Annotated in this window: 19 protein-coding genes and 2 pseudogenes; 6 read left to right on the forward strand and 15 right to left on the reverse strand. The window is 55.4% G+C overall.

All coding sequences use genetic code 11. The features are described from left to right. Positions 1-35: 35 nt before the first annotated feature. From KRAC_RS76830 to KRAC_RS39125, 7 genes are all read right to left on the reverse strand, one after another. Positions 36-356: a hypothetical protein gene (locus KRAC_RS76830; RefSeq protein ID WP_040445701.1), complete on the reverse strand. Its 321-nt coding sequence runs from the start codon at positions 354-356 to the stop codon at positions 36-38. Positions 357-948: 592 nt separating this feature from the next. After that, complete coding sequence (locus KRAC_RS39095; RefSeq protein ID WP_007916934.1) at positions 949-1,833, reverse strand: site-specific integrase; 885 nt, start codon at positions 1,831-1,833, stop codon at positions 949-951. A 460-nt stretch (positions 1,834-2,293) separates the two neighbouring features. Then, positions 2,294-2,485 (reverse strand): carbon storage regulator, encoded by a 192-nt coding sequence (locus tag KRAC_RS39105; protein ID WP_007916942.1) that lies wholly within the window; start codon positions 2,483-2,485, stop codon positions 2,294-2,296. Next, positions 2,479-4,062 carry a hypothetical protein gene (locus tag KRAC_RS39110; protein WP_007916944.1) on the reverse strand — a complete coding sequence of 528 codons (1,584 nt, stop codon included), beginning with the start codon at positions 4,060-4,062 and terminating at the stop codon, positions 2,479-2,481. Before KRAC_RS39110 ends, KRAC_RS39105 begins: the two co-directional genes overlap by 7 nt. A 193-nt stretch (positions 4,063-4,255) precedes the next feature. Next, entirely contained in the window at positions 4,256-5,164 is a 909-nt protein-coding gene (locus tag KRAC_RS39115; RefSeq protein ID WP_007916946.1) for a hypothetical protein, read from the reverse strand. Positions 5,165-5,321: 157 nt separating this feature from the next. Next, positions 5,322-5,639, reverse strand: coding sequence for a hypothetical protein (locus tag KRAC_RS39120; RefSeq protein WP_007916949.1), 318 nt, complete (start codon positions 5,637-5,639; stop codon positions 5,322-5,324). A gap of 101 nt (positions 5,640-5,740) precedes the next feature. Further along, positions 5,741-6,673, reverse strand: a complete 933-nt coding sequence (locus KRAC_RS39125; protein ID WP_007916951.1) for a hypothetical protein — start codon at positions 6,671-6,673, stop codon at positions 5,741-5,743. 984 nt (positions 6,674-7,657) lie between these two features. Here KRAC_RS39125 and KRAC_RS39140 point away from each other — a divergent pair. Continuing rightward, positions 7,658-8,686 carry a Vgb family protein gene (locus tag KRAC_RS39140; protein ID WP_007916956.1) on the forward strand — a complete coding sequence of 343 codons (1,029 nt, stop codon included), beginning with the start codon at positions 7,658-7,660 and terminating at the stop codon, positions 8,684-8,686. Between the two features lie 9 nt (positions 8,687-8,695). On the opposite strand, the gene KRAC_RS39145 is transcribed toward KRAC_RS39140, so the two are convergent. Continuing rightward, a complete protein-coding gene (locus KRAC_RS39145; RefSeq protein WP_007916958.1) occupies positions 8,696-8,896 on the reverse strand; it encodes a hypothetical protein in 201 nt (66 codons plus the stop codon). Between the two features lie 81 nt (positions 8,897-8,977). Between KRAC_RS39145 and KRAC_RS39150 the strand changes: the two genes are divergently transcribed. From KRAC_RS39150 to asnB, 3 genes are all read left to right on the forward strand, one after another. After that, a complete protein-coding gene (locus tag KRAC_RS39150; RefSeq protein ID WP_007916960.1) occupies positions 8,978-10,000 on the forward strand; it encodes a Vgb family protein in 1,023 nt (340 codons plus the stop codon). Between the two features lie 41 nt (positions 10,001-10,041). After that, on the forward strand, positions 10,042-10,272 hold the full coding sequence (locus KRAC_RS39155; RefSeq protein WP_007916962.1) for a hypothetical protein: 231 nt from the start codon (positions 10,042-10,044) through the stop codon (positions 10,270-10,272). 422 nt (positions 10,273-10,694) lie between these two features. Continuing rightward, the gene (gene asnB / locus KRAC_RS39165; protein WP_007916966.1) at positions 10,695-12,527 is read left to right on the forward strand and encodes an asparagine synthase (glutamine-hydrolyzing); all 1,833 of its coding nucleotides are present in this window, start codon (positions 10,695-10,697) and stop codon (positions 12,525-12,527) included. A gap of 645 nt (positions 12,528-13,172) precedes the next feature. Here asnB and KRAC_RS39175 read toward each other — a convergent pair. The 6 genes and pseudogenes from KRAC_RS39175 to KRAC_RS63375 all read right to left on the reverse strand — a co-directional run bounded on the left by KRAC_RS39175 (position 13,173) and on the right by KRAC_RS63375 (position 17,784). Beyond that, the gene (locus KRAC_RS39175) at positions 13,173-14,543 is read right to left on the reverse strand and encodes a zinc ribbon domain-containing protein (protein WP_040445707.1); all 1,371 of its coding nucleotides are present in this window, start codon (positions 14,541-14,543) and stop codon (positions 13,173-13,175) included. A gap of 199 nt (positions 14,544-14,742) precedes the next feature. Then, positions 14,743-15,690, reverse strand: coding sequence for an integrase core domain-containing protein (locus KRAC_RS63370; RefSeq protein WP_007916970.1), 948 nt, complete (start codon positions 15,688-15,690; stop codon positions 14,743-14,745). Then, positions 15,672-16,079: a helix-turn-helix domain-containing protein gene (locus KRAC_RS69535; RefSeq protein ID WP_040442046.1), complete on the reverse strand. Its 408-nt coding sequence runs from the start codon at positions 16,077-16,079 to the stop codon at positions 15,672-15,674. The genes KRAC_RS63370 and KRAC_RS69535 overlap by 19 nt, the downstream gene beginning before the upstream one ends. 324 nt (positions 16,080-16,403) lie before the next feature. After that, positions 16,404-16,601, reverse strand: a pseudogene (locus KRAC_RS79070) (RNA-guided endonuclease TnpB family protein); the annotation flags it as partial. A 182-nt stretch (positions 16,602-16,783) separates the two neighbouring features. Continuing rightward, positions 16,784-16,966: pseudogene (locus KRAC_RS67180) on the reverse strand (hypothetical protein); the annotation flags it as partial. 233 nt (positions 16,967-17,199) lie between these two features. After that, positions 17,200-17,784 carry a TetR/AcrR family transcriptional regulator gene (locus KRAC_RS63375; RefSeq protein WP_007916973.1) on the reverse strand — a complete coding sequence of 195 codons (585 nt, stop codon included), beginning with the start codon at positions 17,782-17,784 and terminating at the stop codon, positions 17,200-17,202. A gap of 175 nt (positions 17,785-17,959) precedes the next feature. On the opposite strand from KRAC_RS63375, the gene KRAC_RS63380 reads away from it, so the two are divergent. Then, positions 17,960-18,691 carry a class I SAM-dependent methyltransferase gene (locus KRAC_RS63380; RefSeq protein WP_007916975.1) on the forward strand — a complete coding sequence of 244 codons (732 nt, stop codon included), beginning with the start codon at positions 17,960-17,962 and terminating at the stop codon, positions 18,689-18,691. Positions 18,692-18,712: 21 nt separating this feature from the next. After that, positions 18,713-19,285 (forward strand): ABC transporter ATP-binding protein, encoded by a 573-nt coding sequence (locus tag KRAC_RS39205; RefSeq protein WP_007916976.1) that lies wholly within the window; start codon positions 18,713-18,715, stop codon positions 19,283-19,285. A 102-nt stretch (positions 19,286-19,387) separates the two neighbouring features. On the opposite strand, the gene KRAC_RS39210 is transcribed toward KRAC_RS39205, so the two are convergent. Further along, positions 19,388-20,986 (reverse strand): FAD-dependent oxidoreductase, encoded by a 1,599-nt coding sequence (locus KRAC_RS39210; RefSeq protein ID WP_007916983.1) that lies wholly within the window; start codon positions 20,984-20,986, stop codon positions 19,388-19,390. Between the last annotated feature and the right edge of the window lie 25 nt (positions 20,987-21,011).

Here is a 21,011-nt window from a genome sequence, read left to right on the forward strand (position 1 = left end):
ATGTGGACAAAGTCGAGATGCTGGCGTCGCCACTCCTACTGCCACCATTCGGCAAGGCGCTGTTCCATCCCATCATTGAACGGCGTCAGGACCTTATCGTGATAGGGCAGAAAGATGCGCGTAGGTTGAGGGAGAGGACCAAAGGGTTGAAAGAGCCGTTTGGGCGTGTCAAAGCCCTCGATACAGGCGAGGACGTGCTCGGGAAAGGCGTGTCGGTAGCCGTGCTCCTGGTCTGTCACATGGGATGGGTCACTGGTAAAGTCAGCAAACCAGGTCTGGGCCGTCGTTTTGTAGATGCCGGTGAAGGCCTCTATTTCCTTAAGCAGAAAGCGGTAGCGTGTATCTTCTCGACTCATAGGGATACTTGTTGTTTGTCGTAATTCTTTTCGCCGTTTGACCCATAACCGTTCGTGTATCTCGATAGTCGAGAAGCAGGAAAGGCGCATTTCCGGTGCAATCTGACGCAATTCTATTCCAAACAGCAGTGCAACCATTTTTCGCAGGCGAGGCCCACGCAAAAGACCTTTTTTGCCAGAATCACGAAAAGTTTTGTGGCAGAAATGACGCCGCTCCAGAAGCTCTCTCAGAGAGCCTTGCGAAAAGAATTGCGTCAGAAGCCGATGCATTTCTCCGTTACCGGGTCTGCCTCCGGTTGAGAAAAATGGCACGATTTTGCCTGGAAAAGTTTTGTGTCAGGGCCATTTCGCTGCTATGCGGCTTTATCTGGCTCCACTGGCTCCTCTCTGACAAGCGAGCGAAAAATTTATTCGTCAGGAAAGCGAAGTGATATTCGACAGACAACAATACTCCTTCTTGTCTGTTAAAAAAAGACATGAAAAACTGGCTCACCCGCCTGTCCGTGCAGGCAGATGAGCCAGTAAGTACGAAGAAAACGCGATGGAATCTATATGAACAGGAACAGCACTGTTCCTGGGTGATGGTGTCTGCTTAGCGTAGGTAGGAGGTCAGGACCACGTCTCGACGGTTATGTCCGAGCGCGCGTGACACGACCAGGACGGCTTCCTCATCAAGGATGCCAAGGGGTAGTCGTCCCTGTGGCGGGGGCAGAGGACGACCAGAAAGGGATTGATAGAGTGCCTGAGCATACTGCCGACGATAGGCATGGATATCGAGGTGCTTCGGGAGGCGAGGAAAGACCTTCTCCTCGCTTCGTCGACCCTCTACCAAGCGGAGCACAGTGGTTTCTTGCCCTGGAAGGACAGGAACCTGGCGTATTTTGCCCCCTTTGCCATGAATGTGGGCGAGCACTACCTGTCCATCTGGCAGCCTCTCGATCTGGCCAACCCGTAGCGCTCGCGCTTCATGCCGCCGTAATCCAGTTGCACCAAGAAAGGCAAGGAGATCCTGCCAGGCTTCAGCGGCCATGTAGCGAGGCTGTTTCTGGTGCAAAAAAGGGGTACGGGAGCGACGAATGGCTTCTCGGTGACGTGCCGGTAATTCCACCTCGCTGGCAAGAGTCGGGGAACCAAAGAAGAGGCGCAAGGCGCTACGCGTGGTGGAGAGCGTCCAGGGGCTGTAGCCCTCCTGTACATGCAGTTGCAAGTAGGCAGAGACGAGCGCATCCGCACGCTGATCGATCTCGTGCAGACGTTTCGTCCCATAGGTTGCGCGGCACCAGCACAAAAAGCGCATCACGATGTTCTGATACGTTGTCCGTGTAGTATAGGCGTGAATCTTCCCATCGGAAAATGGCCAGTGATAAGTTCCCAGGAGACGGGCACGGGCTTTGGCGTGCGCGCGGCTCTGCCCCAGCGCCATCAAGCTGTCCAATCTCTGTTGCGCTTCATAGAGGAGCCCTGGTCGTTTTCCCATCGCGGGCACATTCTTCTTTGTGTAAAATGATGTGGTTGGCCTACATGGTCTGTCGTTGCGTTCAGTAATTGCGAAGCCGTCTGCCTACAGAGGCAATCCTCTGCAGAGCAGGGAGAAGACGGTGAAGAGGTGCTCCGTGATCTCTTTTGTGTCCTGTTTTGTACTGGCGCTTGCCTCCCATAGAAGATGGGAACCATGCACCAGTCTACACAGGATACGTGTTGTCTTCTCGTGAGGTGCAGACAGAGAGCCAGGCTCTATCTGTTGCACGTGCAGTGCCAGCAGAGCAGGAAGGATGGAGCGACTCAACATCCACCCTGCTCTGCCTTCTTATGCACTGCGGCTCTCATGAATGAGAATACTTGTTCTACTGTAATACGGGTGAGTAGAGGTTGTGGTTACATGTTTTCCTCGCTTTCTCAAAAAGCGGCCTTTCTCCTGGAAAAAGAGCATACGCTCCCTACTGAGGTTTGGTGGTAAGAGGCTTTTGCGAGGGTGGTTGTCGTCGCACGATTTCCTCGCGTACGATATCGACCTCGGGAGGGGCCGTGATCCCGAGTTTTACCTTCCCCTCATGTACCTCAAGCACTTCAACGAGAATAGTGCCAGCGAGGAGAATTTTCTCCCCTTCCTTGCGCCGTAGAACTAGCATGATGGATCGTTCCTTTCCTTTGTGAAGGGGCCTAATAGCATTGACGGGTCCGTAGGTAGCGTTTCCTGCTCTGGAGGTACCATGTTCTCCTCATAGGTGCTGGCGACCGCTTTTTTGATCACCTGCCGTTTGCGCAACGCGGGGCGAAGCAGTGGAACCCACTTGGGGTCAGGGTGTCTGACGGTGACCTCTCCCTCCCGCCGGGTGCCGTCTTTCCGCGTCGGGTAGCTACGGGTAAAGGTGTCGATGATCCGCTGCTCATAGAGCAGATCTTCGGGTTGAGCCTGGGCCAGCCAGTTCTTGCGTTTGGCGGTGTTTGCGTGTTCTGGAGCTTCGCTCATCGTAGGGCGAGAAGCCGTCTCTGAGAGGTCGTAGGTAACGGTGGTGTACGTGCGCGAATGCGTGACCCACTTCTCTTTGGGCTTCCCTTTTCCACGTTTACGAGGGACGGTTGCTTTGGTCTGGTAGGAGACAACGTGTTCAGGAAATGACGGCGCCTGAGGGGCGCGTGCATAGCGTTTGTGGAGCATCCCGGTCGCGATGGCAAGCCAGCGTGTCCAGGGAAACACCTGGCTCATGTGCTGGTCGTGTGGCAGGACCCAACACGCGTACTGCGTGTCGTAGGACAGGCGCAAGAGCACCGACGCATTCTCGCCGATGATATCAATGTTCCAGCGCGCAGCTTCCTGCCCAAGGATCTGGTGCGCCTGAAGCCAGGCGTCCAGATGCGTGCTCGGGTCAATGAGCCTGTTGAGCTCTCGTGCCGGGTAGCGCGGGTAGAGAAACACGGCTCGCACGCGACCAAGGGGATCGGGTTGCGGCTCATCAAACTCGATCCAGTACCGTTGATCCGTCTTGAAGAGGTCGGTAACCAGTGTGTTATAGTGGGCCAACTGATCATCAGGTGTGGTCCACCCCTTACGCACCCAGAACTCCTCAAGGGTCTGGAGAAGGTCCTGGTACATCTGCCTGGCAGAGGCTGTCCAGAGCCAGAGGTGTGCGTGGTCCAGCATCTGGCAGAAGATGCTGACATAAAAGGGATCGGCCTGTAGCGGGGGAACGCCTGACGTGATCCGCTCCCCGGCGAACATCATTTTGAAGACCTCTACGAAAGGTTTTCCCTCCGCGAGGATGGTCTCAATGGTGGCGATCCAGGCCTGATTGCGCCGGTCTCTCTCCTCCTGAGAGAGGGTGACGTCGGGCGTATCATGAAAGGCGACAGGGCGATACTGATGGGAAACGTGGGTTCTGCCAAACTGTGTGTCTCTGGCAATTTCATGCTCTTTGCTCAGACGTGCGCGGACAAGTGCGTCGAGATGTGGCTCTTCAAGGGTAAGAAAGGGTCTATAAGGCGCGAGCGGGGCTTCGAGGCGCTTTTGTTCCTGCTCGGGAGGGGCGATGGTGCCTAAGCAAAAGACGATGAGGTAGTAGTTGCCACCCGCCATATAGGTGTTGACGGTTAATGTCAGGTGGATGCTCTCGACAATCTTCTCAAGCGTGGCGAAGAGCGCTTGTTGCGCGCTTCGACCAGGGACCTGAACCGCACGATACCAGGCAGGAAGAAGCAAATCCGTCATACGGATTCCTTTCCAAAAAAACACGCTCCCACCGGGAGCAATATGCGTCCAATGCTGTGTGACGCATATGAGCGCGCTCCTTGTGGGAGTGAAGGACGAATAGGAAGAACGAGAGTGGGAAAGGCTGATGGAGAAGGGGGAGGCGAACGGGCAGTAGGGGTGGGCGAAGAGCCCTGGCAAGAAGAGGTCTCGGTCATGCGTGAGGCTCTTCCCATTGGGCCGCCTCAAAGACCCTGGGCAAGAGGCGTTGCCAGAGGGTATAGAGATGAAAGATGGTGGTTGGCTCTTGCTGTGGCAGGAGTGCCGCGTGGAGCAAGATCAGGGGATGGCGCGTAAAAAGCGCGCTGCTCAGCGTCTCGGGTGGTTGCCAGAGAAACCCCTGCCAGCCCATACCTGGCATAGGCTCGACCAGGTAGGCAAGACGCGCCAGGTGAGAAGCGCCGAGCGGCTCACATTCATCGGCCCTTGGAGGAGGAAGGGTCCGTTCTACCCAGCGCAGTTGCCAGGCGACCGCATCGAGTTCCCCGGGCAGGTCAGTTTGCATGGTGAGCATGGCGTTCCCCATCTGTGCGAGCGACCATATGCCCTCATGTGGTGTTTGCTCTGCCATAGCAAAGAGAAAGGCTGGAGGGAACGTGTCTCGCGCAGAAGAGCGCCTGTCGGTCGTAGTGACGATACCTGGGTCGGTGGTCAGAGGCTCCGAAGAGGTGCTGGCCGCATCGGGTAGGGCATGCCAGAGGATCTGTGTCCCTAATCGACCGGGATAGGTATCAATGACACACACCGCTCCCAGGCAGTCCGGGCAGATGCGCATGGGTAACTCATGAAAGGTGCCATCCTGGCGCATTGGCGCGTGTAACTGGTGTCCAATGTAGGCCGCCTGCTGAGAAGAAAGCCGAAGCACAAAGAGGCGGTGATCAGCTTGCCACCAGGGAGTAGCGCAGCGGGGACACCACCAGAGGACTTGCCGCCCGCCATAGATGGTCTCGGGGAAGAGCTGGGAGAACTCCCTGGAGAGAAGCACCTGTTGCTGCACACGACCATCGTCATAGTGGGGCGGAACAGCATTGAAAACATCGTCCAGGGATGATATTCTAAACATGTGTAATAGCCTTTCTTTTCTGTGTGAGAAGAGAGGATGGAACGCCCAGCGTACAGCCAATACGCTGGGCGTTTTTTGTGTGGTGTGTTCATTGTTCTCTCTTCTTCACGTGATGAAACAGACACAAGGCTGATGCCTGGTCTTGTCCAATAAAGCCCTATAGGGCAGCGTGGAATGTATGGCTCGACGCGTGTGATACGACGCCGGTGACCAGGAGCAGACTCTGCCATTCGCGAGGGGAGAGCAGCTTTTGCCTGGCGGCAGGGTGTCCGGGGGGAACCTGGAGACTTGCCAGGGGACCGAACATCGTCCACCAGACCCGGTGAACGGGAAACGGACTGATCCGAGGCAGCACGAGGGGGCCTTGTTCCTGGAGCACGTGATTGAGGTGCCTGGTATCCGCTGCGTACTCGGGAGAATACCCGGTGTGGGGGATACCAGGAAAGGACCAGGAAGTGCCAGCATACTGTGTCATGAGGTGAGACTCCTTTTTTGATGAGTGAAGAACAACAAAAAAACGCAGCCCATCTTTCTCCGCGCAGGAGAAGGCATTGGGACTGCGTTTGATAGAGGAAATTAGAGAAAATACGAAAGCACCAGCGATTGAAGCGATGGAAGTTGGTCGGGATCAGCTACCTCAATAGACAATTGTGCGTGCAACATCTGCCAGCGCTCTTGTTGGGCGGCAAGCACCGTCGCCTTGTACTCCCCCTCCACTTGTTGGACGTAGAGGCGAAACTGTTCGACTTTGGTGGTAAGAAACAGCTTGCATTGCTCTGCGTACAATTCCAACTGTCGGGTACGCACCATCGACTGGTAGTTCATGTTCGTCTGGGTAAGGCTCACAGGACGACCAATACCAGTGACGACGTACAACCCCCAGCGCTGTTGTGCCTGTGTGCGGCCTGCTTGATAAGCCTGGGGAACCTGAGCAATCTCATAGTCGAGACGATCTCGCTCATAGGTCCAGCGCTGCTCAAATTGCAGGAACAGCTCATGTGCGGAAATGGATGCCAGGTGATGGTGCTCAATCCATTCCTCCTGATGGCGCAGAAGCTCATCGAGAAGTGAAAGACACAACGCCAGGCATTCCTGAGTCAGTACGAACTGCTGCGTGCACTTCTGGAGATAGGCACGATAATTGACCATGCCCCGCTGAAGTTGCGTGAGCCGTTGGTCCCAGTGGTGTTGCTGCTGCTTCACCCATTGGTGAAACAGGCGCTGCTCGGCTTCCACGGCCCAGCGAGGGGTGGTGGTACGCGCGCGGGAGAAACTCTGGGCAATCGCGAGATTGGCCTGAGCGGTCTCGCAGGTGGCAACAGCACTCAACCACGCGGTAAAGCGGTGTTGTGAAGCGCTCACCACATTGTGAAGATTCTCCAGAATGCTTACAATGACCGACTCTTCGCGTGCCAGAAGGCAGAGTTGATTCTGGGTGTCGATGAGGTCGCGAAGGGCCTTGGTAACGCGGCAGTGGGTCCCGCAGGGACAGAGTGATCCTTGACTCATAGTGGTGACTCCTTTCCGGGTGGGGAAAAATGCACAAAAAGGGGCCACACCTCTTTCCTCGGGGGAAAGAGGACAAGAGTCACATTGATCCTCTTGTGTGTGGGAAAGACCTCCTTTCTGCACAAAATAGTCGCTGTGGAGACGAGGGAAACCGTTGGGCGAGAGACGCGGAAAGCATGCTGGCAGAGAGGCTCGATGTCTGCATGCGGGTTGCCTGCAAACGCGAAGCAACGGAGAGACTCGACATTGCTTCGCGCTCGTGGCGCCACCAGGATCAGGCGACTCTCTCTTATGGACGAGAGAAGAGAGAACCGCTGAGCCCTGGCGCAGGCTGCACCACTTCCTTCCCCTCAGTAGCGAGGTGAAAGGCTCCCCTGGACATTGCCAGGACTATTCATCCAAAAGGGATGAATAGTAACTTCCACTCTTTTTGTACCCAAAAATGTATCTTGGGTCAATGGCGTATTTCCAGGGAGAGAGCCGTCAAAATTGGCGGTGAAGAGAGCCGTAACTAGCACTTTGCCAGCAGCGTTACCACTCAAGATATTTCGTTGGCTTGTGGAGCGGTCCGAGGAGAAATGCACGTGAGAGAAGCGAAGGGAAACGCTGATGGTGCCTCGCTGCAACCGTCCAACTTCGCCGAAAATTGCGAAGTACTTCGCCCACTATTGGGTGGTTTTCGTCCTCCTATTGCTGTGGGGGAGCACTTAGGGATATCGTGGCTGGCTGCTTTACAGAAAACCGAGCGAATTTTAGACATGAGATATGAAAGAGGGCATTCCTATTTTATGTAGATATTTAAAAGATAATCGATATAGATTGTGTTTTTTGTCAAAATAGTGTATGTTTCTAGTATAGAAGGCATAAAAAAAGTTTAGTGAAAGGGAGGAGTAAGAGACACCGTACAAAGGTCATCTGATGGAATATGGAGCCCCGTCCTTCTTTGCTTGGAACGTTCGTTTCATGAGCTTTGAGAAAGGGTGAATGATGTCTTTTTTTAGACGACCCATGCCTTTGACGCAGACAGTCGACCAGCAGGCTTCCAGCTCACCTCTTCCTTTAAAACAACCAGCGCAACAACAGGTTGCTTCTCTGGTCGTGCCATCCGCCTGTAACCCTTTTATGGAGTCCCCTATTCCTACAGCGGGCTCAGGGCCACAAGTGATTACCACCGCGCTGGATGGTGCGCTCTGGTTCACGGAGAGCCTGGGGAACAAGATTGGTCGCATCGACCTGAATGGCACAATTACTGAGTTTCCCCTTCCTACGGCGAACTCAGGACCAGTTGGGATCACCATGGGACCGGACCTTGCCCTCTGGTTTACGGAGCGCGATGCAAACAAGATTGGGCGTTTACCGCTCTTTCATCGTGGCCCCATGACTGAGTTTCCCCTTCCTCGTGCAGGCTCAGGTCCCACCTTTATCACCATGGGACCCGATGGTGCGCTCTGGTTCACGGAGACCGACGCGAACAAGATTGGACGCATCACCCCCACTGGTGTCATCACCGAGTTCTCCATTCCCACGGCAGACTCAGGCACCGAAGTGATCACCATGGGACCCGATGGGAACCTCTGGTTCACGGAGGAGGACGGGAACAAGATCGGACGTATCACTCCTGCTGGCGTCATCACCGAGTTTCCCCTTCCCACAGCAGGTTCAGTACCAATCGGAATCACCACGGGACCCGATGGTGCGCTCTGGTTCACGGAGTTTGGTGGGAACAAGATCGGACGCATCACCCCTGCTGGCGTCATCACCGAGTTCCCTGCCCTCACGGAAGTCGCGGAACCATTTCTCATCATCACAGGGGCTGACGGTGCGCTCTGGTTCACAGAGATAAAAGCAAAGAGCGGGAACAAGATCGGGCGTATCACGACCTGTGGTTTTGTTGCTGAGTTCACTGTTCCCACATCTGCCTCGGCACCCCATGGGATTGCCTCGGGATTTGATACTGCCATCTGGTTTACGGAGTTGAAGGTGAACAAGATTGGACGGCTGAGGATCTTCTGATGCAGTGAGTCAGGAGAAGGTGGAGACGTTGTCAGGTGACAAGCGTTCTTGACAGAGGTAGTCCTGGCTGAGATCACGTTCTCCTGAGAGGCGCATTGCAAGCCGCACAGAGACTTTTCCCTCAATCTCCTCTTGCCACCTGACAGGTGTTCCTTGCCAGGAGGAACTGAAGACCACACCAGCAAGCATAGCCGCGAGGAAGAGAGCCAAGAAGGGCATCCTCCAGGAAATGGAGTCTCGTCCTTCTTCGCTTGGAACGCTCATGAAATGAGCTTTGAGAAAGGGTGAACGATGTCTTTTTTCAGACGACCCATGCCTTTGGCGCAGACAGTCGACCAGCAGGCTTCCAGCTCACCTCTTCCTTTAAAACAACCAGCGCAACAACAGGTTGCTTCTCTGGTCGTGCCATCCGCCTGTAACCCTTTTATGGAGTCCCCTATTCCTACAGCGGGCTCAGGGCCACAAGTGATTACCACCGCGCTGGATGGTGCGCTCTGGTTCACGGAGAGCCTGGGGAACAAGATTGGTCGCATCGACCTGAATGGCACAATTACTGAGTTTCCCCTTCCTACGGCGAACTCAGGACCAGTTGGGATCACCATGGGACCGGACCTTGCCCTCTGGTTTACGGAGCGCGATGCAAACAAGATTGGGCGTTTACCGCTCTTTCATCGTGGCCCCATGACTGAGTTTCCCCTTCCTCGTGCAGGCTCAGGTCCCACCTTTATCACCATGGGACCCGATGGTGCGCTCTGGTTCACGGAGACCGACGCGAACAAGATTGGACGCATCACCCCCACTGGTGTCATCACCGAGTTCTCCATTCCCACGGTAGACTCAGGCACCGAAGTGATCACCATGGGACCCGATGGGAACCTCTGGTTCACGGAGGAGGACGGGAACAAGATCGGACGTATCACTCCTGCTGGCGTCATCACCGAGTTTCCCCTTCCCACAGCAGGTTCAGTACCAATCGGAATCACCACGGGACCCGATGGTGCGCTCTGGTTCACGGAGTTTGGTGGGAACAAGATCGGACGCATCACCCCTGCTGGCGTCATCACCGAGTTCCCTGCCCTCGCGGCAGCCCCGGGGCCATTTCTCATCATCACAGGGGCTGACGGTGCGCTCTGGTTCACGGAGTCGAAAATAAAGGGTGACAAGATCAGGCGTATCACGACCTGTGGTTTTGTTGCTGAGTTCACTGTTCCCACGTTTGCCTCGGCACCCCATGGGATTGCCTCGGGATTTGATACTGCCATCTGGTTTACGGAGTTGAACTTGAACAAGATCGGACGGCTGAGGATCTTCTGATGCAGTGAGTCAGGAGAGGGAGAAGGTGGAGACGTTGTCAGATGGCAAGCATTCCTGCTCTTGACGCACGCAGGCAGCAAGCAGAGGTAGTCCTGGCTGAGATCACGTTCTCCTGCGAGGTGCATCGCAAGCACCACAGAGACCTGGACTGCACCCATTTTTTCTGGTTACCAGATACGACTCAGTTAGCCTTTATGGTGATCCCCTCCCTTGCTCCTCCACGCTTCTCCAACGACCATTCAGTATGCGAGAACCGCACGACTTCATCATGACGAAAGGTGGACAGGACAAAATGATCTGTAAAGCAAGCGTTTGGCCACCGCTGAATGCTCCTGGACGTGTTCCTCCATCTCCTCCTGCTCCATCACAGGGCGGAGAACAGAAGGAAGAGGTAAGTCCTGAAAAGAGGCATCGCCAGGATCGCTTCGCCCAGTTTGAGATCGCGAGCAATCAGGTACTCCACAATCAAGCCAAACAGTCATCCTCAAACGATATCGGAATTTTCATGCAAAAAAAGAGAACCACTATATATAAGCTTTTCGATCGTATACTGATAGTAGAGGCGACGCCACTCAACGTAGTCGGCAAAATCTTTAAAATTTGAATTTCGAGAATGGTTACGACGTAACGCGATGTTGGCGTTAGACAAACTACGGTGTGTATAAGGAAAGAAGAGCAGAAAAGAGGCAAACAGATGTGTGGTATTGCTGGTTGGATTGACTGGCAGGGTGATTTGAGCGACCAAGGGGCGATAATCGCGCAGATGGCGGAGACGTTGCAGCAAAGAGGGCCGGATTCTCATGGCCACTGGGTCTCTCGCCATGCCGCGCTGGCCCATCAGCGCCTGATTGTGATCGATCCACTGACTGGCGGGCAACCGATGGTGTATCAGGATGGAGATCGTACCTATGCTATCACCTATAATGGAGAAATGTACAACTTTCGCGAACTGCGGCACGAACTAGAGGGCTATGGTCATACATTCCGCACGCGCTCAGATACCGAAGTTCTCCTGCACGCCTATGTTGAGTGGGGGGAAGCGTGTGTACAGCATTTGAACGGTATCTTCGCCTTCGGCCTGTGGGATGAGCAAAAACAGCAGCTCTTGCTTGCGCGCGATCATGTGGGAGTCAAGTCGCTCTACTACGCGCATCGCGGAAGCGCCATACTCTTCGGCTCAGAACTCAAGGCATTGTTAGCCCACCCTCTGGTCAAGCCTGAGGTCGATGCTACTGGTCTGGCTGAGATCCTGACTTTTGTGCGTATTCCTGGCTCGGGAATCTATCGCAATGTGCATGAATTGCGCCCGGGCCATATGTTGATCTGTAGCGAGCAGGGGACACGCATGAGCCGCTACTGGTCACTACGGAGCGCCCCGCATACAGATGATCTGTACACAACAGCTGCGCATATCCGGGGACTGCTGGAAGATACGGTCAAGCACCAACTGATTGCGGATGTTCCGATTGTAACGTTGCTCTCTGGTGGGTTGGATTCTAGCGGGCTGACGGCCATGGCCGCCAAAGAATTGCAGCACGAGGGCAGAGAGTTACACACGTATTCGATTGACTTTGTGAATAGCGCGCAACATTTCCAGAGCACACCCTTGCATCCCTCGCTAGACGCGCCCTGGGTGAAAAGAGTGTCCGAGTATCTCGGGACGCATCATCATACCATTACACTCGAGAATTCAGCGCTGGTTGAGAGCCTGCTGGTGCCCCTGCACGCCCATGATTTTCCAACAGCAGGGCAGATGACGAGTTCGCTCTATTTGCTGTTTCAAGCGATGAAGCAAGATGCGACTGTAGCGCTTTCTGGCGAAGCGGCCGATGAGGTCTTCGGGGGCTACCCCTGGTTTCACAGCGAAGCCGCTCTCAGCGGACAAACCTTCCCCTGGACACCTGCCTTCCTGGGGCCTGGAAAGAATCCTCTGGCGTGGTTGTCAGCTGACCTCTTGCAGAAAGTGCAACTGACTGAGCATATCGATCAACAATATCGCGCAGCCATAGCCGAGGTTCCCAGGCTGGAGGGAGAAGACCCACTGGCGGCCCGCAGACGCGAAATGTTTTACCTGAATCAGACCCGCTTCCTACCTTTTCTGCTGGAGCGCAAGGACCGCATGAGTATGGCGACAGGCTTTGAAGCACGTGTCCCTTTCTGTGATTATCGGTTGGTTGAATATGCCTGGAATATTCCCTGGGAGATGAAAATGGCCGATGACATCGAAAAGGGTATCCTGCGTCGCGCCTTTGCATCTGTGTTGCCTGAAGATGTGATCAGGCGCAAAAAGAGCGCCTATCCAAATGCGCAAAATCCTCTCTACGAGAAAGCGACTCGCGAATGGGCCCTGAATATTCTGCACGATCCGAACGCGCCAATTCATCCCTTCCTTGATGCACAGGTTGTGCGGGCGCTGGTGGAAAGTACGGACGCCGGGGTACCAGGGATAGGACTCGTATCCCTGCCTGAACGCCTCATTCAGATCAACGAATGGCTCGACACATACCAGATCACGCTGGCTCTCTAGGCAGCGCATTGTAACACACCGCCGGCGGTTTTCATACCGCGCGGCTTCTTGTGGCACTGCTACGTACGTGACCCTCAAAGTGGATGTCCCGTGGGGGCGACTCGGCGAGGATCGTCGTGGGTGAGCAATCCTCTCGCGAGACGCTTGCCATCCCTCACGTCTTCTTCGGCGCGGTGCCCTGCGCGACCACGGCTCCATTCCCTGCGCGAAGAATGGATGGCTCTTCTGCACATTGGGCGCCCTGGGAGCCGTGCCCACCTCCCGCTTTGACGAACCTCTCTCTCGTGCAGAGGAGCGTGAGGCTTTTCCTTCTGATGTTCCTATGTACGATGGTGGGCCAGGAGTCGCTTGCCAATGACGCGGGACGCATTGCGATCGGCATGGTCCCTCGCATCACAACTGGGGCAAGACATGAGGGGCACTCCTGGGGCGGGCTACCTATCTCGCCATGGCGGAGTACTGGCCCTCCTCAGCCGAGGTTTTCGCCGCCCCGATAAACCAGATTCCCAAGGTCGTCTTCTCCAATTCTCTCAAGAAGGCTGACTGGAAGGGGTCTAGAGTATCGGTGACACTCCGCATGGGCTAAAGCCCAGCAGCTTCTGACACGGCTCCGTAAGCGCCTCCGTGAGACATGTCCCGTAGGGACTACTCAAAATGGAGGCGTAGTGTGGTAGCCATATCTGAGAGGCGCGCACCCATCCGGCGCAATCCCCCCTGGGCGGTGCCAGGCCCGTTGGCGTGATCCCCTTGCCTTGCTTGAGCAAGAGATGGTTGCCCTTCGCGTTCGGCATCCTGGGAGATCCCAACACCTGGGTCTTTCGACCCCCTCATCGCACATCGCGAACGAGCATGAGGCTTTTCCTTCAACGGTTCTTGGGAGCGCTCGATCAAGCGCTGCCCGATTCTCAGACTGGCATTGCGGTCGGCATGGTCGCGCATCTGGCATTGTGGGCACAGACAAAGCGCCGCGCCGGGCGTGTATCCCTCAACCGGCTCGCCCTCATTGTAGCGAATGACGGGCGCGTGACAGCGATGGCATTGCCGGCTCGTATTGCGTGGATTGACACGGCACGTGATGAGACCACCTGCATTCCACGCCTTGTACTTCGCGTACTTGAAGATGCGCCCTTTCATCCAGTAGGCGCGTTTCCTGTTGCTGCGGCGCGAATACGTGCCTTTTTCCGGGCGCAGGTTGCCTAGATGCTCGAAGACGAGAATACTCGCCTCGTGCTCGATGGCGAACTGGACAATGCGAGCGCTCACCAGGTGCGCGATCTGTTCGTCCACGTGCCTGATTTTGGCCCAGAGGTCGGCATTGTCCTGTTCGTTCTCGGCAATGATGCCAGTCTGAGATCGGTTGCGTGCAATACGTCCAAGCAGTTGCTTCCTACAGCCCGATACCGCTGTGCCATTTCCAATGAAGGAAGTAGCCAGGATGGTGCCGTCAACCGTCTGGACGCTGCACACCGCGAGATGCTTGTCGAGATTGAGATCCACCGCGCAGACACGTGTCTCTTTGGATGCTATCTGTTCAACAACGTTGGCGGGGGCCTCCAACGTTTTCTCGATGGGAGTATGCAACCACCAGCGGTTGCCCTTGCGAACCAGTTGCGGGCTCCCTAGTGCGTACCCCTCGGGAATATCGCGAGAAAGCGCACCAATTTTGAGCCAGGACCAGCACGAGCCGGTCCACACTCTGAGCATGATGGAGTGCTCAGCGCGTTCTTTCCACAAGCCCGCGTAGAAGGAGGCCGATTTGTTCCAGGTACGCGGTGGGACTGGTGGCCGCTCCCTGAACGGCTGCTTCTGCTTGCCCTTTTTGCCTGGTTTGGCCTCGTGCTTCTCTTTGCGTGCTCGCCACGTTTTGAGCGAGGAGAAAAATGCGCGAGCAGAGCCAAGGGCCGCATTGATGGCGGCGCGCCGGAACATCGCGGGGATATCCGGGGCGATGTCGGAAAGTGGCAGAATGGGATGGGGGCTCTTCTCTGTATTGTTTTCCGACTTCAGCTCTTGCAAGAGTACTTGAGATTACAAAAAACAAGCGCTCAAGCAAAAAGCAAACGAGTAAGCATGAGAACATGAGCGAGAAAAATGAGGAAAGAGTCGTCCAGGAAGGGAGAAAAGTAGGCGCGCAAGTGATGAAGAGCAAACGAGCAAGCAGAAAAGTGGACAGCAGTCTCCTCGACGAATCTACTCCCGCAAGCAAGCACAAAGATTATCGCGCCTGGAGGTGTCGCCGTCGCAGGTTCATCATGCGCTGTCGTTCCTCTGAACGAGCGCGCTCTTGCATCAAGGCAATGTAGTCATCGAGCGGCATCCGTTGGCCTTGCAGCCCTTTGATGGGAAGCTGCTTGATGATGCTCTCATGCTGCAGAACCTCGAAGCAGCGCTCAACTGCATTGACACACAAGGTGATGAGCTGTCCAGCCAGTGCTTGCTTGATGTAATAGTCAGCCCCATCAACGCTCACGCGACCGTCTGACTTGACGCGTCGTGCATAGGTCCGCCCGTGAACCGCTTGTAACCAGGCATCCGGGTCGACCACAGCTGGAAGCGCGGGTAAGGTGGGCAGAACAGGATGCGCCTGGCTGGGAGGACGATTGCGACAACTGCGCCCCTGATGAGGACGTTGTGTGTTGTAGAAGTGCTCAAAGGCCTCGGTAACGTTGCGCACCTCTTCGAGGGTCCCAGGACGATGTACGAACAGACATTCTTCTTTGTAGGTCCGATGATAGCGCTCCACATAGCAGTTAAGTTCCGGGTGGCGTGGTGGCAAGATATTGGGTTGCACGCCGACACACAAGAGAAATTGGCACAGGGCCGAGGGAAAATCGCGTGCTGTTGCACTTCCCACCCAGCGGGGATCGCGATCAAAAGTCAAGATGCTAGGACAGCCAGAGCGACGCAAGAAGGCGACCACCGCCTGGAAGGCCGTTTCCGCGTGAAAATCTTCATGAACCTGGGCATCGAGCAAGAGGGAGGTGCCCGCGTCGACAAAGTTGCACGCTTCGATCACATGCTGCCGCGCGGGCATCAGGATCATGCAGATCAGCAGGAACGGTGGAAATGTCTTTGAAGTCGAGTTGGACTTCTTCCAAAGGGGCTCTTGGCAGGCGCGGAGAGCGTTGACGAGGGGGATCGCGCTCAATGGCTCCTGCAGCATCCAGGATGCGCCAGATGGTGCGTGTCGAACGAGGCAAGCGGGCCTTTTTTGCCTGCAAGGCGCGCATCTCGCTGCAGATAATACAGGATCGCCAGTGGTCCAGGCGTGCGCTGCAACGGCTCTGGGGGAGCCTGACGGATCGAGAGCACCCGCTCTTTGACCTCAGTGTCAATGCGAGGAGGGTGATGGTGAGGGGCGCGAGAGCGAGAAAAGAAGATGGAAGCATCGAGCGCTCCCTGGGCTTGGGCTTCTCGAAACCGCTGACGCCAGGTACAAACCATGCTCACAGAGCAGCCGACCGCATCAGCATACTGCTGAAGTGTCCACTCAGGATGCTGCTGAAGCAGGTGGAAGAGGTGAGCACGCTTTCCAACATATTCAACTTCCATAACACTCCCTTTCTGAGAAGCGGAGAGCAGAGAAAACGATCACCTGTCATGGAGTTTACCTGATGAAAGGGAAGGGAGTCGAGCAAGCGGACAAGGGCTATTTCACAGTGAGAAGCAAGGAGTAAAAAGAGAGCCTGCTCGCTTGATTTTGAGAAGCGAGCAGGCTCTCTTTTTACTACTTGCTTGCTTATTTCAAGCAATCAAGGAAGCGCAAATTTACTGTTTGCTTGCTAAAACAAGCGAGCAAGTGCGATATTCATAGCTTGTTTGCTTTTTCGATCTCAAGTACTTTTGCGAGAGCCAAAGTCGGAAAACAATACACTTCTCCGTCGCATGGGTGAGTTTCTCCAGGGCGGTGAGGGCCTCCTTGTTCTTGAGAGAGAGGATGCCCTCATGGGCCTGGATGACCTCAAAGTAGAAGGCCACGACACGATTGTAGAGCGCCTGATTCTCCGCGAAGGAGTGGGCTGACTGTGGCGGATACTGCAACGCTTGTCTGATGGTTTTCGTGGCTTTTGCCATTTTTAGTGCTTTTTCTCTCAAACAAATATATTGCGTCTCTTGTAGAGTATACGACAATCCGTTGGAGTTGTCAAACGTATGTTCTATATCATGCTATGCAAGGGCGAAAGCCGGGACACGCCTCACTGCCGCCGTTGAAACGGCGCAGCTTGCGGCGGGCTAAAGCCCGTCCATGTCAAGAATCAAGCCACGCCCTGATACTCAATAGAAAACTGCTGGGAGCCAGCCAAGACGTGCAAATTATGGACAACCGCACAGCGGCGCAAATCGAAGAGGTTCTTGTGTACCCCCCGATAGCGAGCACGGCGGCCTTGCCATCGGCCCACATGGGCAAGGGTGTGCTCAACGGCCACTCGTTCGCGTAAAACTCTGCAGAAGCCAATCCAGCAGAGGTACAGGCATGGCCGAGACAACGGGCATGGCACCGCCCAGAAGACGAAAAAGATTGGTCAGTCTTCTTCACGTTTTTCCTACCATCCTACGTTGGTGCATCGAGTAGGGGCTACGCCCTATGTCTCCGGCCAACGCTCACAGAGGAGAGACAGAAGCCACTGGACTTCAGTCCAAGTGGAGTGTCACAAAAGAAGCAGGGGTCGGTCTATTCGCTCTGGTTCTCGCCGATTGCCCACCTGCCGGGCAGAGCAAGTTGCTGAAAAAACTCGTCCATCTGTTCCGGGGAATAGGGCATATCGGCGATCAGCCACCATTTGAGCAGCGTCAGGAAGGTTGCAGTCAAATAGTGCGCCACGACTGGTGGGGGGACGGAGCCGGACTGTTTCGAGCCTCTGGTGCCCTTCAAAGATTGCTCAATCATTTGACATATGGTCCTCTCGGCCACCCCCCAGAACGTTTCGCCAAATCGACCAGGTATCAACGCTTGAAGCTGCTGGAAGTTTTGCTGGACATGCTGGAACAGTTCCAGGCTCGGCACCACCTCCCGCTTCCCACTTCTGCGCAAGAGCTGCTGGAGCAACTGCTCAAAGAGTTGTTGGATGAGAGATACCTGGACATCCTCTTTATCAAAGTAATGAGCATAAAATGTTGAGCTGCCAATATTCGCGCGACCTAGAATGTCTCGCACGGTGATGTCTTCGTAGCGTTTCTCCTGCAACAGTTCTGCCATGGCTTCGGTGACCAGTTGGCGTGTCCGCCGCGAACGACGGTCCTGTTTCTCTTGCTTCACGGAATTCCTCCTTTTTGCCGGACACTTTTGCACATCTGCGCGTTAACAAGTTTTTCCCTCTGATTGCTTCTAGTCAGGAGGTGGATGTTCCCTTTTAATAGAGCATACAGAGGATCTCCATTACAGGAGAACGTCCATTACAGGATAGTCTGTTTTTCTGAAAGGAGCAAGTGCGATGTCCATACAGAAGCACCGACCGGGCGGGACCTCTTCCCACAGCTCGCCTGGGATCGTCATTGCGTTCCCTGCCTGGTGGTATGACCTGGTAGTGCGCTGGTTTGTCATGAACGGGAAAGAGCACACGTTTCGACAGATGGTCGCTGATTTAGCGCAGCTTCAGCCTGGCGAAACAGTGCTGGATGTGGGTTGTGGGACTGGTACGCTGGCACTGGTTGCCAAAAAGAGCGTCGGGGAGGTGGGTCGTGTCTGTGGCATCGATCCATCTCCGTCGTTACTGGCCGGTGCGCGCCGCAAAGCTGAGCGTGCTCGTCTTCCCATCGACTTTCAACTCGGGGGAATCGAGCAGATCCCCTTTCCCGACGAGACGTTCGACGTGGTGCTCTCGACTTTTATGCTGCACCATCTCCCTGATGAGATCAAACGTCAGGGCGTCGCTGAGATGCTCCGCGTCCTCAAAGCCGGAGGGCGTCTGCTCATTGTCGATTTTGCGCACACAGAAGGCAAAGAGCACCGTTCCGAACGATTTGGCGCGGGAGAGATGGGGCTTCAAGATGTTCCCTCACTCTTGAAAGAGGCCGGGTTCGAGGGTCTGGCAAGCGGGAAGATCCCGTTTCGCATCAGAAGTGTAGCAGCAGAGCACAAGGACTATGGTTTTGTCAGGGCGCGAAAAGGCGAGGGGCGCGCGAGCGTGAGCAGCCATGCAGAAGCCCTTTTCCCCCAGGGATAAATCAAAGCAAGGAGAGATGCAATGCCACACCATCAGGAAATGCGATACACCGAGCCTGCCCAAAGTCACCCGAAGAGGCCGCTGATTGAACTGCACCAGGTGAGCAAGGTCTATCAGACGCCATCTGGTGCATTCACAGCTCTGCGTGAGATCAGCCTCTGCGTTCAGAGGCAGGAGTGTGTTGCCATTGTCGGAAAGTCCGGTAGTGGGAAATCGACACTGATCAACCTCATCACGGGGATCGACCGACCCTCAACAGGTGAGATCATTGTTGCGGGGACTCCCATTCACCGCTTGCGCGAGAACCAGCTTGCGCTTTGGCGTGGGCGCACCGTCGGGATCGTCTTCCAGTTTTTCCAACTGCTCCCGACGTTGACCATTCTTGAAAATGTTATGTTGCCGATGGATCTGTGCAACACCTATGCCAGGAACCGACAGGAACGTGCTCTGTTGCTGCTCAAACAGATGGGGATTGCGGAACAGGCCCAGAAATTGCCAGCCGCGCTCTCAGGGGCCAGCAGCAGCGGGCAGCCATTGCGCGTGCTCTGGCAAGGATTGCTTCCTGGGATAGCCATATGGGCCTGTAGAGTCTGAAATAATGCTTTTATAAGCAAGATAGCCCTGGTACCTCTCCCAACGACGACAATCGCAAGGCCCCCGCATCCGCTCCACACAACCCCTTGTCGCGAGGCCGAGCTACACTCTCAAACACAAATGCAAAGCCGAAAGCATCCCCATAAGCTGCCGACCCCTATCCTCGGAAGGCTCGCTCACACGAGCCGCCACGAAGCCGTCAGGCCGGACCAGGAGCATCCCATGCTCGGGCAAGCCGGTCGCCTGTTGCCAGCTCTCCGCGCTTGCTACGAGCTCTCCTTCAGGGCCAATACTATAGGCAGCCAGTTCAATGCCAGAGTGAGCAGCGCATTCCTTCGCCGCCTTGTGCCAGCCTTCTCCATCCAGGCCTGTCAGCAGGACGAAATGATGACCAGTAATATCAAGAGTTGAGATGCGTCGGCCCTGATACTCCACCCACACGTGAGGCACACGTGAGCCGGGCTGCCCTCTCAGCTCTGTATAGTCCGGTGTGCTTCCTTCTTCACCTGAGAGCACTGCTGACGAGGCATAGAAACCGAAGCGGGCCTGTAGCTCGTTGTCCGTCGTTTTTTCTCGGTCGGTGATCTCTTCCTGCTCGGCGGCAAAGCCAGCCACGTGACCCCTTTCCGTCTCGTAGGTCGAGAGCAAGGTGGAATCAGCGTAACCCTGGAGAACGGCGGCCAGCTTCCAGGCAAGGTTCTGTCCATCCTGGATGCCCAGATTCGCACCCACACCGCCAGTGGGCAGGATAATATGTGCCGCGTCGCCAGCCAGGAAGACTCGCCCAACCTGGTAGCGCTCAGCCAGCCTCTCCTGCGGCTCCCAGGGGAGAATACCCATGATTTCTACCGCGAGGTCAGGTATCCCGATAGCCTTGCGAACCAGCTCCTGGCAGCGTTCGACAGATGGGGCCTTCAACTCTCCATTTTCGAGATACTCGGGCATCTGAAAAAGCCAGCGATCACTATTATTGATCGCCATGAGCAGGCCCGGAGCTTCAGGGGTCTCTATCGTACAGAGTATAAACTCGTGGCTTCGTACCAGTTCGCTCAGGTCCGCACGAAAATCGATTGCGAGAGTTTGCATCCTTGACAACGTAAAGCTCTTCGCGGGGATTGCAAGAGTGCGCAGTGCAAGGCTATTAGCCCCATCCGCGGCAACCAGGTAGTCGGCACGGATACGCTGCTGCATTCCCGTCTTGCGATCCACAACGAGAGCCGTCACGCCCGTCTCATCTTGCTCAAAAGACAGTAATTCGGTCTGAAGGCGCAGATCTCCACCTCGTTCCCACGCCGCCTCAAACAACACGGGCTCCAGAGCGGCCTGATTACACAGACAGCCTGTGGCTGGACTGATAGCCTGCTCTGCTTCTTTCATCTGGTCGAACGTCTCAATATCTTTCCCATCCAGGTTCAGACGTTTGACCTGTGCCATGTCGGCAGAGGCAAGAGTCTCGACAAAGATCTCACCCCTGCTCCTGCTGAGCGGCTCGGCGGCCTTCCTGACGCTCTCTTCAAGCCCCAGCGCACGCAATACCTCCATCGTCCGCGCTCCCAGGCCAACCGGGCGGGGATGAATCGCTGTACCTGGATGTCGCTCAATGAGTATATACGGAACCTGCTGCTGCGCCAGAAAGAGCGCGGTCGAGAGGCCGGTTGGTCCGGCACCAACAATCAAAACCGGAACAGAGACATCTGCCATTATTGTTTTTCCTTTCTGCATTCCA

It is taken from the genome of Ktedonobacter racemifer DSM 44963, assembly GCF_000178855.1.
Lineage (GTDB): Bacteria > Chloroflexota > Ktedonobacteria > Ktedonobacterales > Ktedonobacteraceae > Ktedonobacter > Ktedonobacter racemifer.

What these genes read in the sequence shown, in the direction of transcription:
- KRAC_RS39120 (WP_007916949.1), bottom strand. Translation starts at nt 5,639, where the DNA reads ATGACACAGTATGCTGGCACTTCCTGGTCCTTTCCTGGTATCCCCCAC.
- asnB (WP_007916966.1), top strand. Translation starts at nt 10,695, where the DNA reads ATGTGTGGTATTGCTGGTTGGATTGACTGGCAGGGTGATTTGAGCGAC.
- KRAC_RS63370 (WP_007916970.1), bottom strand. Translation starts at nt 15,690, where the DNA reads ATGCTGCAGGAGCCATTGAGCGCGATCCCCCTCGTCAACGCTCTCCGC.
- KRAC_RS39115 (WP_007916946.1), bottom strand. Translation starts at nt 5,164, where the DNA reads ATGTTTAGAATATCATCCCTGGACGATGTTTTCAATGCTGTTCCGCCC.
- KRAC_RS39210 (WP_007916983.1), bottom strand. Translation starts at nt 20,986, where the DNA reads ATGGCAGATGTCTCTGTTCCGGTTTTGATTGTTGGTGCCGGACCAACC.
- KRAC_RS39110 (WP_007916944.1), bottom strand. Translation starts at nt 4,062, where the DNA reads ATGACGGATTTGCTTCTTCCTGCCTGGTATCGTGCGGTTCAGGTCCCT.
- KRAC_RS39105 (WP_007916942.1), bottom strand. Translation starts at nt 2,485, where the DNA reads ATGCTAGTTCTACGGCGCAAGGAAGGGGAGAAAATTCTCCTCGCTGGC.
- KRAC_RS39095 (WP_007916934.1), bottom strand. Translation starts at nt 1,833, where the DNA reads ATGGGAAAACGACCAGGGCTCCTCTATGAAGCGCAACAGAGATTGGAC.
- KRAC_RS39205 (WP_007916976.1), top strand. Translation starts at nt 18,713, where the DNA reads ATGCCACACCATCAGGAAATGCGATACACCGAGCCTGCCCAAAGTCAC.
- KRAC_RS76830 (WP_040445701.1), bottom strand. Translation starts at nt 356, where the DNA reads ATGAGTCGAGAAGATACACGCTACCGCTTTCTGCTTAAGGAAATAGAG.
- KRAC_RS39125 (WP_007916951.1), bottom strand. Translation starts at nt 6,673, where the DNA reads ATGAGTCAAGGATCACTCTGTCCCTGCGGGACCCACTGCCGCGTTACC.
- KRAC_RS39155 (WP_007916962.1), top strand. Translation starts at nt 10,042, where the DNA reads ATGGCAAGCATTCCTGCTCTTGACGCACGCAGGCAGCAAGCAGAGGTA.
- KRAC_RS69535 (WP_040442046.1), bottom strand. Translation starts at nt 16,079, where the DNA reads ATGGAAGTTGAATATGTTGGAAAGCGTGCTCACCTCTTCCACCTGCTT.
- KRAC_RS39140 (WP_007916956.1), top strand. Translation starts at nt 7,658, where the DNA reads ATGATGTCTTTTTTTAGACGACCCATGCCTTTGACGCAGACAGTCGAC.
- KRAC_RS39150 (WP_007916960.1), top strand. Translation starts at nt 8,978, where the DNA reads ATGTCTTTTTTCAGACGACCCATGCCTTTGGCGCAGACAGTCGACCAG.
- KRAC_RS63380 (WP_007916975.1), top strand. Translation starts at nt 17,960, where the DNA reads ATGTCCATACAGAAGCACCGACCGGGCGGGACCTCTTCCCACAGCTCG.